This is a genomic window from Caballeronia sp. Sq4a (genome assembly GCF_023170545.1).
Classification (GTDB): Bacteria; Pseudomonadota; Gammaproteobacteria; order Burkholderiales; family Burkholderiaceae; genus Caballeronia.
On the sequence record NZ_CP084250.1, the window covers coordinates 318042 to 333312 of the forward strand.

General features: G+C 64.4%; 11 protein-coding genes. 9 read left to right on the plus strand and 2 right to left on the minus strand.

All coding sequences use genetic code 11. The features are described from left to right. Positions 1-118: 118 nt before the first annotated feature. The 6 genes from LDZ24_RS01515 to LDZ24_RS01540 all read left to right on the plus strand — a co-directional run bounded on the left by LDZ24_RS01515 (position 119) and on the right by LDZ24_RS01540 (position 7724). Positions 119-814: a TetR/AcrR family transcriptional regulator gene (locus tag LDZ24_RS01515; RefSeq protein WP_206467484.1), complete on the plus strand. Its 696-nt coding sequence runs from the start codon at positions 119-121 to the stop codon at positions 812-814. Positions 815-883: 69 nt separating this feature from the next. Next, a complete protein-coding gene (locus tag LDZ24_RS01520) occupies positions 884-2671 on the plus strand; it encodes an acyl-CoA dehydrogenase C-terminal domain-containing protein (protein ID WP_248321141.1) in 1788 nt (595 codons plus the stop codon). A 122-nt stretch (positions 2672-2793) separates the two neighbouring features. Continuing rightward, positions 2794-5223: a 3-hydroxyacyl-CoA dehydrogenase/enoyl-CoA hydratase family protein gene (locus LDZ24_RS01525; RefSeq protein WP_248321143.1), complete on the plus strand. Its 2430-nt coding sequence runs from the start codon at positions 2794-2796 to the stop codon at positions 5221-5223. A gap of 24 nt (positions 5224-5247) precedes the next feature. Next, complete coding sequence (locus tag LDZ24_RS01530; RefSeq protein ID WP_248321145.1) at positions 5248-6447, plus strand: acetyl-CoA C-acyltransferase; 1200 nt, start codon at positions 5248-5250, stop codon at positions 6445-6447. A 55-nt stretch (positions 6448-6502) separates the two neighbouring features. Next, complete coding sequence (locus LDZ24_RS01535) at positions 6503-7267, plus strand: enoyl-CoA hydratase (protein WP_248321146.1); 765 nt, start codon at positions 6503-6505, stop codon at positions 7265-7267. A gap of 58 nt (positions 7268-7325) precedes the next feature. Further along, positions 7326-7724 carry a lysozyme inhibitor LprI family protein gene (locus LDZ24_RS01540; protein WP_248321148.1) on the plus strand — a complete coding sequence of 133 codons (399 nt, stop codon included), beginning with the start codon at positions 7326-7328 and terminating at the stop codon, positions 7722-7724. Between the two features lie 21 nt (positions 7725-7745). Here LDZ24_RS01540 and fdhD read toward each other — a convergent pair whose 3' ends face one another. After that, positions 7746-8573 (minus strand): formate dehydrogenase accessory sulfurtransferase FdhD, encoded by an 828-nt coding sequence (fdhD, locus tag LDZ24_RS01545; RefSeq protein ID WP_248321150.1) that lies wholly within the window; start codon positions 8571-8573, stop codon positions 7746-7748. 148 nt (positions 8574-8721) lie between these two features. On the opposite strand from fdhD, the gene LDZ24_RS01550 reads away from it, so the two are divergent. After that, positions 8722-9201: a nitrate reductase associated protein gene (locus LDZ24_RS01550; RefSeq protein WP_206467491.1), complete on the plus strand. Its 480-nt coding sequence runs from the start codon at positions 8722-8724 to the stop codon at positions 9199-9201. Positions 9202-9388: 187 nt separating this feature from the next. Beyond that, complete coding sequence (locus LDZ24_RS01555; protein WP_248321152.1) at positions 9389-12511, plus strand: EAL domain-containing protein; 3123 nt, start codon at positions 9389-9391, stop codon at positions 12509-12511. Positions 12512-12517: 6 nt separating this feature from the next. On the opposite strand, the gene LDZ24_RS01560 is transcribed toward LDZ24_RS01555, so the two are convergent. Continuing rightward, positions 12518-12913, minus strand: a complete 396-nt coding sequence (locus LDZ24_RS01560) for an acyl-CoA thioesterase (RefSeq protein WP_248321154.1) — start codon at positions 12911-12913, stop codon at positions 12518-12520. A gap of 218 nt (positions 12914-13131) precedes the next feature. Between LDZ24_RS01560 and LDZ24_RS01565 the strand changes: the two genes are divergently transcribed. After that, positions 13132-15009, plus strand: coding sequence for an ABC transporter ATP-binding protein/permease (locus LDZ24_RS01565; protein WP_248321155.1), 1878 nt, complete (start codon positions 13132-13134; stop codon positions 15007-15009). Positions 15010-15271 lie beyond the last annotated feature (262 nt).

A 15271-nucleotide genomic window follows, 5' to 3' on the forward strand; every position in this document is an offset into this window, starting at 1 on the left:
TTGATTGCTGCGGCAGTTAGAAACCGCTTTCTAAAATTTTGCTTGTTTCAGCAGCGAGCGGCCACAATAATAGAACGGCCGTTCGTTTTCAATGGGGTCACGAGAGGACGGTGGGATCATGCGAAAAGGCGAACAGACGCGGGCCGCGATTCTCGACGCAGCGTTGGATCTGGCGAGCAGGGACGGACTGGAAGGACTCACCATCGGTCTTTTGGCCGAGCGGATGCAGATGAGCAAGAGCGGAGTGTTCGCGCACTTCGGGTCGCGCGAGGATCTGCAGGTGGAAGTGGTGCGCGAGTACCACCGCCGGTTCGAAGACGAAGTGTTTTTCCCGAGCTTGCGCGAACCGCGCGGCTTGCCGCGACTGCGCGCGATGATGAGCCGCTGGATGGAAAAGCGCATCGAGGAAGTCACCACCGGCTGCATCTATATCAGCGGCGCGGTGGAATACGACGATCGCGCGGCGAGCGCGGTGCGCGAGCAGCTCGTCCACAGTGTGACGACGTGGCGCGAGGCGCTGTTGCGGGCCATTCGCCAGTCGAAGGAAGAAGGGCATCTGAAGCCGGAGACGGACCCGAAGCTGATGCTCTTCGAGTTGTACAGCTTCACGCTCGGCCTGCATCACGACGCGCGTTTCCTGCATCTGCCGGAAGCGGTGCAACTGACGCGGGACGCGCTGGAGAAGACGATCGTTTCATATCAGACGTCGCACTCGTCTGCCGATGGCGGCGGCCGCGAAACCAGCGAGCCGGCCGCCCACGCAGCTACGAGCGCGGCGACGAATCTAACTTCGCATCAAACGGACAGCCGTTAGCGGCGCCGATCGAATCGTCCCAAGGGTTCGGCGGCGCACGACGCAAGGTTCTAGAAACTGGAGAGACTCATGGGACAGTACGCCGCCCCCTTACGCGACATGCAGTTCGTGCTGCACGAACTGCTGAACGTGGAAGCCGAACTAAAGCGCATGCCGAAGCATGCCGACCTGGACGCGGACACCATCAACCAGGTGCTCGAAGAAGCCGGCAAGTTCTGCTCCGAAGTCGTGTTTCCGCTGAACCAGAGCGGCGACCGCGAAGGTTGCACCTACGAGGGCGACGGCGTCGTCACGACGCCTTCGGGCTTCAAGGAGGCGTATCGTCAGTACGTCGAGGCGGGCTGGCCCGCGCTCGGCTGCGATCCCGAATATGGCGGCCAGGGGCTGCCCGCGTTCGTCAACAACGCGCTTTACGAAATGCTCAACTCGGCGAATCAGGCGTGGACCATGTATCCGGGCCTTTCGCACGGCGCGTACGAATGCCTGCACGCGCACGGCACGCCGGAGCAGAAAGCGACGTATCTCTCGAAACTCGTCTCGGGCGAGTGGACCGGCACCATGTGCCTGACCGAACCGCATTGCGGCACCGACCTCGGCATCCTGCGCACGAAGGCCGAGCCGAATTCCGACGGTTCTTACGCGCTGACCGGCACGAAGATCTTCATTTCGAGCGGCGAACACGACATGGCCGAGAACATCGTCCATCTGGTGCTCGCGCGGCTGCCCGGCGCGCCGTCCGGCACGAAAGGCATTTCGCTGTTCATCGTGCCGAAGTTCATCCCGGACGCGAGCGGCGCGCCGGGCGAACGCAACGGCATCAAGTGCGGCTCGATCGAGCACAAGATGGGCATTCACGGCAACGCGACCTGCGTGATGAATCTCGACGGCGCGAAGGGCTGGCTCGTCGGCGAAGCGAACAAGGGCTTGAACGCCATGTTCGTGATGATGAACGCGGCGCGTCTGGGCGTCGGCATGCAGGGCTTGGGACTGACGGAAGTCGCGTATCAGAACTCGCTCGTCTACGCGAAAGAGCGCCTGCAAATGCGCTCGCTCACCGGCCCGAAGGCGCCCGAGAAGCCGGCTGATCCGATCATCGTCCATCCGGATGTGCGCCGCATGCTGCTCACGCAGAAGGCGTATGCCGAAGCGGGCCGCGCGTTCGCGTACTGGGCCGCGCTCAACATCGACAAGGAACTCTCGCACGAAGACGAAGCCGCGCGCCGCGAAGCCGCCGATTTCGTCGCGCTGCTCACGCCGGTCATCAAGGCGTTCCTGACCGACAACGCGTTCGAAGGCACGAACCTCGCCATGCAGATTTACGGCGGCCACGGCTTCATCTCCGAGTGGGGCATGGAGCAGTACGTGCGCGACGCGCGCATCAACATGATCTACGAGGGCACGAACTCCATTCAGGCGCTCGACCTGCTCGGCCGCAAGATTCTCGGCGACATGGGCGCGAAGCTGAAGCGTTTCGGCAAGCTCGTGACGGATTTCGTCGAAGAGGAAGGCGTGAAGCCGGAGATGCAGGAGTTCATCAACCCGCTCGCGGATATCGGCGAGAAGGTGCAGAAGCTCACGATGGAAATCGGCATGAAGGCGATGCAGAACCCGGACGAAGTCGGCGCCGCAGCCGTGCCGTATCTGCGCACGGTGGGCCATCTGGTGTTCTCGTACTTCTGGGCGCGCATGGCGCGCGTCGCGCTCGACAACGCCGCATCAGGCGATGCGTTCTACAAGGCCAAGCTCGCCACCGCGCGCTTCTACTTCGCGAAGCTCCTGCCCGAAACGGCTTCGACCATCCGCGCCGCGCGCGCGGGCGCGAAGCCGATGATGGACTACGACGAAGCCTTGTTCTAAACACAAGCGCAACGCAACGGTTCGACTCTTCGAACCGCGACATCCCAATCAAACGGCTCGTGGCGCAATCGACTTCGACTGCGCCGCGGGCAAAAAAGCAAACCCCATACGGAGGCTTTCCCGTGAGCACCCTGAACATCCGCAAAGTCGCTGTGCTCGGCGCAGGCGTGATGGGCGCGCAGATCGCCGCGCATCTCATCAACGCGCGCGTGCCCGTGCTGCTTTTCGATCTTCCCGCGAAGGAAGGTCCGAAGAACGGCATCGCGCTCAAGGCCATCGAGAATCTAAAGAAGCTCTCGCCCGCGCCGCTCGGCATGAAGGACGACGCGCAGTACATCGAGCCCGCGAACTACGAAGACGACATCGCGCGCCTTGCAGAGTGCGATCTCGTGATCGAAGCGATCGCCGAGCGCATGGACTGGAAGCACGACCTCTACAAGAAGGTCTCGCCGCACATCGCGCCGCACGCCATCTTCGCGAGCAATACGTCGGGCTTGTCGATCACCGAGCTCTCGCACGGCTTCTCCGATGAACTCAAGGCGCGTTTCTGCGGCGTGCACTTCTTCAATCCGCCGCGCTACATGCATCTGGTCGAACTGATTCCGACCGAATCGACCAAGCCCGAGATTCTCGACCAGCTCGAAACGTTCCTGACGAGCGCCATCGGCAAGGGCGTCGTGCGCGCGAAGGACACGCCGAACTTCATCGCGAATCGCGTGGGCGTGTTCTCGATTCTCGCCGTGATCGCCGAGAGCCAGAAGTTCGGCCTGCGTTTCGACGAAGTGGACGACCTGACCGGCGCGCGCCTCGGCCGCGCGAAGTCCGCGACGTTCCGCACGGCGGATGTCGTCGGCCTCGACACGATGGCGCACGTCATCAAGACGATGCAGGACAACTTGCCGGACGATCCGTTCTTCCCGGTCTACGCCACGCCGCCCGTGCTCGCCGAACTGGTGAAGAACGGCGCGCTCGGGCAGAAGACAGGCGCGGGCTTTTATCGCAAGGAAGGCAAGGCGATCAAGGTGCTCGACCCGCAGACGGCGCAATACGTCGAAGCGGGCGCGAAGGCGGACGAACTCGTCGGCCGCATTCTGAAGCGCCCGCCCGCCGAGCGCCTCAAGCTGCTGCGCGAAACCGACAACAAGCAGGCGCAGTTCCTCTGGGCCATTTTCCGCGACGTGTTCCATTACATCGCGGTGCATCTGGAATCGATCGCGGATAACGCGCGCGATGTCGATCTCGCAATCCGCTGGGGCTTCGGCTGGAACCAGGGCCCGTTCGAAAGCTGGCAGGCGGCGGGCTGGCAGCAAGTCGCGCAATGGGTGCAGGAAGACATCGACGCGGGCAAGGCGCTCTCTAAAGCGCCGCTGCCCGCCTGGGTGCTCGACGGCCCGGTCGCCGAGAAGGGCGGCGTGCACACGAACGAAGGCTCGTGGTCGCCGCAGGCTCGCCGTTTCGTCGCGCGCTCGACGCTTCCGGTCTACCAGAAGCAAGTGTTCCGCGCGCCGCTCGTCGGTGAAAGCGGCGCCGATCCGAAGACGTATGGCAAGACGCTCTTCGAAACCGACAGCGTGCGCGCCTGGCTCGATCGCGACGACGGCGACGTGGTCATCGTCTCGTTCAAGACGAAGATGAACACCATCGGTCCGGGCGTGCTCGACGGCCTCACGCAAGCCATCGAACTCGCGGAGAAGGAGTATCGCGGCGTGGTGATCTGGCAACCGACTTCGCTCACGCTCGGCGCGCCGGGCGGTCCGTTCTCGGCGGGCGCGAACCTTGAAGAAGCGATGCCCGCGTTCATGATGGGCGGCGCGAAAGGCATCGAGCCATTCGTCAAGAAGTTTCAGGACAGCATGATGCGCGTGAAGTACGCGAACGTGCCGGTGGTCTGCGCCGTGTCGGGCATTGCGCTCGGCGGCGGCTGCGAACTGATGCTGCATTCGGCGAAGCGCGTCGCGCATATCGAAAGCTATATCGGACTGGTGGAAGTGGGCGTGGGTCTCGTGCCGGCGGGCGGCGGGCTGAAGGAAGCCGCGTTGCGCGCGGCCGAAGCCGCGAGCGCCGTCAACGCAACGAGCGATCTGCTCAAGTTCCTGCAGAAGCCGTTCGAAGACGCGGCGATGGCGAAGGTCTCCGGCTCCGCGCTCGAAGCACGCGCGATGGGCTATCTGAAGCCGTCGGACACGATCGTCTTCAACGTGCACGAGTTGCTCGACATCGCGAAGAAGGAAGCGCGCGCGCTTGCGGATTCCGGCTACCGCGCGCCGCTGCGCGCAAAGCAGATTCCGGTCGCGGGCCGCTCGGTGCTGTCGACCATCAAGGCGTCGCTCGTCAACATGCGCGACGGCCGCTTCATCAGCGATCACGACTTCCTGATTGCGAGCCGTATCGCGGAAGTGGTGTGCGGCGGCGACGTGGAAGGCGGCAGTCTCGTCGACGAGGAATGGCTGCTTGGACTGGAGCGCCGCGCGTTCATCGAACTGCTCGGCACGCAAAAGACGCAGGAACGGATCATGGGCATGTTGCAGACCGGCAAGCCGGTTCGCAACTGAGCGCGCGGACTATCGGAGCTGGTTATGAGCAAACAATTGCAGGAAGCATATATCGTTGCCGCGAGCCGCACGCCGATCGGCAAGGCGCCGCGCGGCGTGTTCAAGAACACGCGCCCGGACGAGCTGCTCGTCCACGCGATCAAATCTGCGGTCGCGCAGGTGCCGGGGCTGGATACCGGCGTGATCGAAGACGCCATCGTCGGCTGCGCGATACCCGAAGCCGAGCAGGGCCTGAACGTCGCGCGCATGGGCGCGCTGCTCGCCGGACTGCCGCAGACGGTCGGCGGCGTCACGGTGAACCGCTTCTGCGCGTCGGGTCTCACCGCGCTCGCGATGGCGGCGGACCGCATTCGCGTCGGCGAGGCCGATGCGATTCTCGCAGGCGGTTGCGAGTCGATGAGCATGGTGCCGATGATGGGCAACAAGCCGTCGCTGTCGCCGCATATCTTCGAGCGCAGCGAGGACATCGGCATTGCGTACGGCATGGGCCTGACCGCCGAGCGCGTCGCGGAACGCTGGAAGGTGAGCCGCGAGGCGCAGGACGCGTTCGCGGTGGAGTCGCATCGCAAGGCGCTGGCGGCGCAGCAGTCGGGCGAATTCGCCGATGAGATCGCCGCCTACACGCTCGACGAACGCTTCCCGGATCTCGCATCGGGCGAAGTGCGCGTGAATGCGCGCGAGATCGCGTTCGACGAAGGCCCGCGCGCGGACACGTCGCTCGACACGCTCGCGAAACTGCGCCCGGTGTTCGCCAACAAGGGATCGGTGACGGCGGGCAACAGCTCGCAGACGTCGGACGGCGCGGGCGCGCTGATCGTGGTCTCCGAGAAGATCCTGAAGCAGTTCGATCTGACGCCGCTTGCGCGCTTCGTGAGCTTCGCAGTGCGGGGCGTGCCGCCGGAAATCATGGGCATCGGGCCGAAGGAAGCGATTCCGGCCGCGCTCAGGAACGCGGGTCTGACGCAGGACGACCTCGACTGGATCGAACTGAACGAAGCGTTCGCGGCGCAATCGCTCGCGGTGATCAACGACCTCGGCCTCGACACGTCGAAGCTGAACCCGCTCGGCGGCGCGATCGCGCTCGGGCATCCGCTCGGCGCGACGGGCGCGATCCGTTCCGCGACGGTGATCCACGGCCTGCGCCGCCGCAATCTGAAGTACGGCATGGTGACGATGTGCGTCGGCACCGGCATGGGCGCGGCGGGCATTTTCGAGCGGATGTAATCGGGCGGCCCGCGGGCGGCTTCGCTCGCGGGCCAACAACAGGAGGAGACGCCGCATGGATATCGTCATCGAACGAGCGCAAGGCGTGCTGAGCATCGTTTTGAATCGCGCCGAGAAGAAGAACGCCATCACGGCGGCCATGTATCAGGAAATGGCCGACGGCCTGTACGAAGCGGAGAACGACCCGACGGTACGCGCGGTGCTGCTGCGTGGTAACGGCGGCGCGTTCAGCGCGGGCAACGATCTCGAGGACTTCCTGAACGATCCGCCGAAGAATCTCGACGCGCCCGTGTTCCAGTTCCTGCGACGCCTGAGCGGCATGCCGAAGCCTATCGTCGCGGCGGTGGCGGGCGTGGCGGTCGGCATCGGCACGACGATGCTTTTGCATTGCGATATCGTCTACGCCGCGAAGAACGCGAAGTTCTCGCTGCCGTTCGTGCAACTCGGGCTGTGTCCGGAGGCGGCGTCGAGTTTGCTGCTGCCACGCATCGCGGGGTATCAGCGCGCGGCGGAAAAGCTGCTGCTGGGCGAGGCGTTCGACGTGAACGAAGCGATCAGCATGGGCTTCGTCAACGGCGCGATGGATGCCGCCGAACTCGATGCGTATGCGTTCGAGCGAGCGAGACGGTTGGCGGCGCTGCCGGCGTCATCGCTCAAAACGGCGAAGGCGCTGATGAAGGGCGAGCAACGCAACGAAGTGGCCGCGCGCATGGAAGAAGAGGCGGCGCATTTTTCGCGGATGCTTGCAGGGCCGGAGGCGCGGGAGGCGTTTGCCGCGTTTTTGGAGAAGCGGAAGGCGGATTTCAGCCGGTTTCAGTGATGCCGTGCCGCTGACGAAGCGGCCCGCAGCCGATGCCGTTCAAGCGGAGACACGTTCCATGCGACTCGTACCGCTCCTTCTCGCAACGCTTGTCTGCGCGACCGTGCCCGCGTGGGCGGACTCGTCGGCGTGCATGGACAACGCGAGCACGCAAATGGCGATGGACGAGTGCGTGGTCCGCGAATTGAAAGCCGCGGACCAAAGGCTCAACGACACCTACCGCACGCTGCTGTCGAAGGTGAGCAAAGAAGGCGCGGAGCAATTGCGCAAGGCGCAGCGCGCGTGGCTCGCATGGCGCGACGCGCAATGCGCGTTCGACACCATGGGCACGCGCGGCGGCAGCATCAATTCGATGCAAACCGCGATGTGCGTCGAAACGCTGACGCAAGCGCAAACCGCGCATCTCGCCGCGCAGTTGCACTGCAAGGAAGGCGACGTGTCGTGCGGCGGTCAGTGAGCGCCGCCTTCGCTCCACCTTCTACTCCACCTCATACTCCACGAACCCCGCCTCCCGCGCAAAACTCACGAGCCGCAACCCCGCCTGCTTCGCGATGGCAATAGCGAGCGACGTCGGCGCGGAGATGGTCGCGACCATCGGCACGCCGACGCGCGCCGACTTGCGCACGAGTTCATAGCTCGCGCGACTCGACAGAAACACGAAGCCCTGCGTCGTGTTCTCGCGCCGGAGCACGAGTTCTCCGATGAGCTTGTCCAGCGCGTTATGACGGCCGACATCTTCGAACGCATACCGCACCGCGCCGGTTTCATCGCACCAGGCGGCGGCATGCAGGCCGCCGGTGAGCTTCGTCAAGCGCTGATGCGCCGGGAGCTCGCGAGCCGCCCGCTCGATGGCATCCGACGCGACGCGCGCCAGAAAGCCGGTATCCGGCACGCGCTCCGGCTGAAGATCGAGCAAGTCGATGCTCTCGATGCCGCACACGCCGCAGCCCGTGCGCCCCGCGAGCGCGCGACGCTTGTCCTTCAGCGACGCGAATGCCTGCTGCACGACTTGCAGATGCACTTCGGCATGCGGCAGCGCGTGACCGTCGTCGCGGTAATAGACTTCGATGTCGTGAATATCGCTGCCACGCTCGACAATGCCTTCGGTCAGCGAAAAGCCCACGGCGAACGCTTCGAGATCGCGCGGCGTGCACATCATCACCGCGTGCGAGATGCCGTTATAGACGAGCGCGACGGGCCATTCCTGACCGACGTTATCGTTTGCGACGGCGCTTTGTCCGCCGCGATGTCTTCGCACGCGCCGTTCGACATAGCCCGGCTGTTCCTCAGTTTCCAGTGGGTCCACCTTGTTCTCCCTACACTGCGTGGTCCGGGTATGAGCATTGCTAATCAAACCTGCTGCTTGCACGGTTTCAGCCCAGTACCAAGCCCTACAATAACTTAAGCGGGCGATGCGCGCCGGCGCGCGCCCCTCACTCCAATGAGGCTACGCCATGGGACTTTACGATACCGCTCGTCTCTTCGGGTTCGAGGTCGAATCCTCGGACAATCTGCGCTTCATTCCGCTCTCGGTACGCTTCAATCTCGACCGCTTCGGCATGCGCATCACGCTCGATCAGTGGCAGATGCTTCCGTATGACGATCGCGTGCTGCTCGCGCGCTTTCCGGTCGAAGACGATATCGAACTGGAGAAGAACTTCGACCTCGCGCTCGAAGAAATGCTGAAGACGCACGCGAATGCCGCGCCGGAAAAAATCGAGCGCGACGCCGATCCGGTCTGGGCGCATGCCGACGCCGTGCCCGAAGCCGTCATCCGCCAGAGCAGCCTCGCGGGCCTGAGCGCGCCGAGCCTCTCGCGCTGGGCCGCGCTCGACCGCTTTCAGCGTTACGCGCTCGCCAAGCTCTCGCGCAATACCGACAAACTTAATCACGACTTCCTGCCCGCCATGCGCGAATTCGGTCTCGCCGAATGAGCGTATGCGCATCATGAGCGGCTGATTTTCGCGGGCAGCCCTCAAGCCCGCGCGAAAGCTGCCGTTATCCGCGTTATCCATCAATCGCGGTGCGAGCCTGCCGGTTCGCGCCGCGCTTTTGCGTGGGCGCGCGCCGGGCATGACGCTCGCGGCGCGGCCACCGCAGCAAAGGAACCGCTTGCCGCTCATGACTCGTTTCCTCTCCGGGCGTTTCCTCGTGAACGTCGCCGTCGTGCTGGCCGCGCTCGGCGCGAACGCATTCGTCGCGTGTCAGCGAATCGTCGATCTGCGCGCGACCAACGCGAGCACGCTCCGCTCGATGAGTCTGCTGCGCGACCTCGCCGCGTATCGCGGGGCGCTCGGCGAGGCGCTCACGCAACTGAGCCGCTTCGAGGCGACGGGCATCGCCGAGCCGGCCGCGCAGCACGAAGCGCGCGAGAAGCATCTCGACGCGCTGGAAAGCGGGCTGCGCGCGCAGTTTGCGATGCAACCCGGCGCAGGCGACGCGTTCGATGCGCTCGCCGCGCGCGCGGCCGCCATGCGCTCCGACGCGAATCTGGCCGACGAGCGCACGCGCCGCGCAAGCGCCGATGAATCGCGCGCCTGGGCCGACACCGCGTTCGTGCTGCTCTCCGAAGACCAGCAGGCGCTCGACGATGCGCTCGCGGCGCTGCGAGACCGCATCGACACCGCGACCACGGCGGCGCTCGACCGCTCCGCGCAGGCATCGGGCGGCGCCATGCTGCTGCTCGCGTTCACGATGCTGCTCGGCAGCGGCGCGCTCATCACGCTTTTCGTGACTCACGAGCGTTCGGCGCGCGAGAAGATCGGGCTCGCGCGGGCGAAGCATCGCAGCAACGAGCGCTTTCGCAGCATGTTCGAGGCGCATCCGGTGCCGATGTGGATCGTCGATCGCGAGACCATGCGCTTCGTCGCCGTGAACCCGGCGGCGCGCGAGCATTTCGGCTACTCGGAAGCCGAGTTCATGGAGATGACGCTGCGGGATCTGCACGTCGCCGACGACTTCGACCGTTTCGCCGCGCGGCTCGCGCGCAGCGAAGGCGAGACGGGCGAAGCGGGAGAGCGCGCGACGCACGGCCAGCGTTCGGGTGGCGTGTGGCGTTACCGGCATCGCGATGGCGCGACCATCAGCGCGGACGTCTCGCATCACGCGCTCACGTATTCGAACCGGCCGGGCCTCTTCATGCTGGCGAACGACGTGACCGACCGCATCAACGCTGAAGCCGAGGCGCGCCGCTCGAACGAGATGCTCGAAACGATCATCGACAACATTCCGCAGCGCGTGTTCTGGAAGGACCGCGATCTGCGCTATCTCGGCTGTAACAACGCGTTCGCCCGCGACGCGGGGCTCGCGTACAACGAGCAGATCGTCGGCAAGACGGATTACGAACTGCCGTGGAGCGCCGCGGCCGACATGATCCGCGCCGACGATCAGGAGGTGGTTCTGACCACCGTGCCGAAGATGCACCACGAGCACGACGTGCTCGTCGGCGACACGCTGCATACGGTCGTCATCAGCAAGCTGCCGCTGATGGACGGCGAAGGCGAGACCATCGGCGTGCTCGGCTCCTATCACGACGTGACCGACCGCAAGCGCGCCGAACTCGCGCTGCGTCTGCAAAGCCGCGCGCTGGATGCGAGCGTGAACGCCATTCTGATCACCGGCGTCGTGAACGGCGCGCATGTGATCGAGTATGCGAATCCCGCGTTCAAGCGCATCACGGGCTACGACCCGAGCGAAGTCATCGGCCGCGATTGCAGCTTTCTGCATGGCCCGGACGGCGAGCAGGAAGGGCTCACCTCAATTCGCCGCGCGCTCGCCGTCAACGCGGAAGCGAGCGTCGTGCTGCGCAACTATCGCAAGGACGGCGGGCTTTTCTGGAATCAGTTGTTCGTCGCGCCCGTGCCCAACGCGCAAGGGCACACGACGCATCACATCGGCATCATCAACGACGTGACCGACCTGATGAACTATCAGGAGCAGCTCGAATATCAGGCGAATTACGACACGCTCACGCGCCTGCCCAACCGCAACCTGCTGCGCGACCGCCTGCAACGTGCGATCGATGAGGCGCGGCGGCGCAACTCGCAGATCGCGGTCGTGTTCATGGACCTCGACGGCTTCAAGAACGTGAACGACAGCCTGGGACATAGCGTCGGTGACAGGCTGCTCGCGGTGATCGGCGAGCGGCTCGCGCGCTCGGCGCGTTCCGGCGATACGGTGGCGCGTCATGGCGGCGACGAGTTCGTGATCGTGCTGCCGGATCTGGCCGACGAAGCCGCGCTTACCGCGTGGATGGAGCGCACGCGCGCGACGATCTCCGAGCCCATCTGGCTCGACGAAACCGAGCTTTACGTCGGTTGCAGCATGGGCGCGAGCGTCTTCCCACAGGACGGCGACGACGCCGAAACCGTGCTGAAGAAAGCCGATCTCGCGATGTATCGCGCGAAGGACATGGGCCGCAACACGTATCAGTTCTATCAGCCGGAGATGAACGCGAGCGTCGGCGCGCGGCTCGATATGGAGCGGCGACTGCGGCGCGGGCTGCGCGACGGCGAATTCCTGCTGCATTATCAGCCGCAAGTCGATATGGCGACGGGCGCGATCGTCGGTATCGAGGCGCTGGTGCGCTGGCGCGATCCGGAGCAAGGGCTCGTGTCGCCGGCCGCGTTCATTCCGGTGGCGGAAGAGTGCGGGCTGATCGGGCCGCTCTCGGAATGGGTGTTGCGCGAGGCGTGCCGTCAGAACAAGGCGTGGCAGGACGCGGGGCTGCCGCCCGCGCGCGTGTCGGTGAATCTGTCCGCGCGACATTTCCAGCAGCGCGATATCGCGACGCTCGTCACGTCCGTGCTCGCGGAAACCGGGCTCGCGCCGCATTATCTGGAGCTCGAACTGACCGAAAGCGCGATCATGCGCAACGCCGAAGACGCCGTGATGATGCTCTCCGAGCTATCGGCGCTCGGCATCGGCATTGCGATCGACGACTTCGGCACCGGCTATTCGAGCCTGTCGTATCTCAAGCGGTTTCCGGTGCATCGGCTGAAAATCGACCGGTCTTTCGTCGCGGATATCGGCTCGTCGGGCGACGACGAAACGATCACCTCCGCGATCATTGCGCTCGCGCATTCGCTGGAACTTCAGGTGATCGCGGAAGGCGTCGAGACGCCCGCGCAGCACGAATTCCTGCGCGAGCGTGATTGCGACGAGATGCAGGGCTTTCTGTTCTCACGCCCGATGCCGCAGGAAGCCATTCCCGGCTTGCTGCGGCACGGCGTGCTGGCGAACTGAGCGCGCTCAGTCGAGCGGAGGCAGGGCGCGCGGGCGGCGGTCGTGGTCGGTGGCGACGTAGGTGAGCGTCGCTTCCGTCACCTTGACGACCTCCTCCGCGAGACTCATGCGCTGCGCGAAGACTTCGACGGAAACGGTGATCGACGTATTGCCGGTCTTCACGATATCCGCGTAGAAGCTCAACAGATCGCCGACGAATACCGGCTGCTTGAAGAGAAACGAATTGACCGCGATGGTCGCGACGCGGCCGTTCGCGCGGCGGCTCGCCGGGATGGAGCCCGCGATGTCGACTTGCGCCATGATCCAGCCGCCGAAGACGTCGCCGTGCACGTTCGCGTCGGCAGGTTGCGGCACCACGCGCAGCGCGACGGGTTTCTGAGGTAGCTTGGAATCTTGCGGCATGAGAGGGTCCCGGTTGACGTCGTCGTTCCGTGCAGAAGGTGGCCGCGAGCGTGGCCGTGATCCTTCTGCGACAATGCATGAGTTATAAGGATAGGCCCCGCCTTCGGCGGCCGGCCTTCGGCAAATTGTACGGGAAGCACGCGCCCGCGTGCGCCCGCTTGAAGACAAGCAAAAGGCGTCCCCGCGCCGCGCGCGACGCGCCTTCTCCACTCGAATACATGCGCCGCTATTCCAACACCGAGCCCGGTCCGGTCGCACAAGGTCCGCGCAACGACTGGCAGACGATCCGCTCGCTGCTGCCTTATCTCACCACTTACAAATGGCGCGTCGCGTTCGCGCTGACGTGCCTGATCGGCGCGAAGGTCGCCAATCTCGGCGTGCCGATCGTGATGAAGCGCATCGTCGATAGCCTCGCCTCGATGCAGCATCTCACCGCGCTCGGCCGCGCGCATGATGCGCCGGGCATCGTGCTGATCGGCGGCATCGGGCTGCTCGTGATCGCCTATGCGGGCGTGCGGCTGTCGACTTCGCTCTTCACCGAACTGCGCGAACTGCTCTTCGCCAAAGTGACCGAAAGCGCCGTGCGGCAACTCGCGCTGAAGGTGTTCCGCCATCTGCATTCGCTGTCGCTGCGGTTTCATCTGGAGCGGCAGACGGGCGGCATGTCGCGCGACATCGAGCGCGGCACGCGTGGCATTCAGCAACTCGTCTCGTATTCGCTGTACAGCATCTTGCCGACGCTCGTCGAGGTCGGGCTCGTGCTCGCGTTTTTCGTGACGAAGTACGAGGCCTATTACGCGATCGTCACGTTCATCGCGCTCTGCACGTATATCGCGTTTACGGTGAAAGTGACGGAGTGGCGCACGCACTATCGACGCACGATGAACGAGCTAGATTCGAAGGCCAATTCGCGCGCCATCGATTCCCTGCTCAACTACGAGACGGTGAAGTACTTCGGCAACGAAGAATGGGAAACGCGCCGCTACGACGAAAATCTGCAGCGTTACCGCGCGGCGGCGATCAAATCGCAGCGGTCGCTTTCGATGCTGAACTTCGGGCAGCAGACGATTATCGGCCTCGGGCTCGTGTTCATTCTCTGGCGTGCGACGCAGGGCGTGATGGCGGGGCGGCTCACGCTCGGCGATCTCGTGCTCATCAACACGTTCATGCTGCAGCTCTATATTCCGCTGAATTTTCTCGGCGTGGTGTATCGCGAGTTGAAGCAGGCGCTGACCGACATGGACCGCATGTTCACGCTGCTCGGCGCGGGCCGCGAAGTGCCGGATGCGCCGAACGCGCCGCCGCTCGACGTGACAGGCGGCGAGGTGCGTTTCGAGAACGTGAGCTTCGCGTATGAACCCGCTCGGCAGATTCTGCATAACGTCGATTTCACCATCGCGGCGGGCACGACGACCGCGGTCGTCGGCCATAGCGGCTCGGGGAAATCCACGCTCGGGCGGCTGCTTTTTCGCTTCTACGATCTGGACCGCACGACGGGCGGGCGCATCGTCATCGACGGGCAGGACATTCGCGATGTGACGCAGGATTCGCTGCGCGCGTCCATCGGCATCGTGCCGCAGGACACCGTGCTCTTCAACGATTCGATCTACTACAACATCGCGTACGGACGGCCTTCCGCGAGCCGCGAGGAAGTGATGGCGGCGGCGCGCGCAGCGCATATTCACGACTTCATCGAAGCGTTGCCGGCGGGTTACGACACGACCGTCGGCGAGCGCGGTTTGAAGCTGTCGGGCGGCGAGAAGCAGCGCGTGGCGATTGCGCGCACGCTGTTGAAGAACCCGCCGATCCTTATCTTCGACGAAGCGACATCCGCGCTGGATTCGAAGTCCGAGCGCGCCATTCAGCGCGAACTCGATTCCATCGCCCGCGAGCGGACGACGCTCATCATCGCGCACCGGCTCTCGACGGTCGTGCATGCCGAGCAGATCATCGTGATGGATCATGGGCGCGTGGTCGAGCGCGGCACGCATGCGGAGTTGCTCCGGGCGGGCGGACTCTTTGCGCAGATGTGGGCGTTGCAGCAGCAGCGGACGGTCGAGCCTGTGGTCGAACAGGACGATGCAGCGAAGGTTTGAAGGAAAAATCTGAAAGTCGCGGTCGCACGGCCGCGGCTAGCCGAAGCTGGTATATGTTCTCGCGGGATTGTTTAGTCGTACTGTGGAAAAGGCATCGCACTGATTTATCGTTATCGTCTTCTGCGTGCTGATTATCTATCGGTAAATGCGTATTCCGGCTGGTGGCTAGCCACCGAACTGCTGCCCATCGTGAACTTCATCATGCTGTGGGTCTTCGCCTTCGCGCGCTGGCCGGCAATCGAGAGCGATCGCCGGCCCATGA

What these genes read in the sequence shown, in the direction of transcription:
- LDZ24_RS01515 (WP_206467484.1), top strand. Translation starts at nt 119, where the DNA reads ATGCGAAAAGGCGAACAGACGCGGGCCGCGATTCTCGACGCAGCGTTG.
- LDZ24_RS01520 (WP_248321141.1), top strand. Translation starts at nt 884, where the DNA reads ATGGGACAGTACGCCGCCCCCTTACGCGACATGCAGTTCGTGCTGCAC.
- LDZ24_RS01530 (WP_248321145.1), top strand. Translation starts at nt 5,248, where the DNA reads ATGAGCAAACAATTGCAGGAAGCATATATCGTTGCCGCGAGCCGCACG.
- LDZ24_RS01535 (WP_248321146.1), top strand. Translation starts at nt 6,503, where the DNA reads ATGGATATCGTCATCGAACGAGCGCAAGGCGTGCTGAGCATCGTTTTG.
- LDZ24_RS01540 (WP_248321148.1), top strand. Translation starts at nt 7,326, where the DNA reads ATGCGACTCGTACCGCTCCTTCTCGCAACGCTTGTCTGCGCGACCGTG.
- LDZ24_RS01550 (WP_206467491.1), top strand. Translation starts at nt 8,722, where the DNA reads ATGGGACTTTACGATACCGCTCGTCTCTTCGGGTTCGAGGTCGAATCC.
- LDZ24_RS01555 (WP_248321152.1), top strand. Translation starts at nt 9,389, where the DNA reads ATGACTCGTTTCCTCTCCGGGCGTTTCCTCGTGAACGTCGCCGTCGTG.
- LDZ24_RS01560 (WP_248321154.1), bottom strand. Translation starts at nt 12,913, where the DNA reads ATGCCGCAAGATTCCAAGCTACCTCAGAAACCCGTCGCGCTGCGCGTG.
- LDZ24_RS01565 (WP_248321155.1), top strand. Translation starts at nt 13,132, where the DNA reads ATGCGCCGCTATTCCAACACCGAGCCCGGTCCGGTCGCACAAGGTCCG.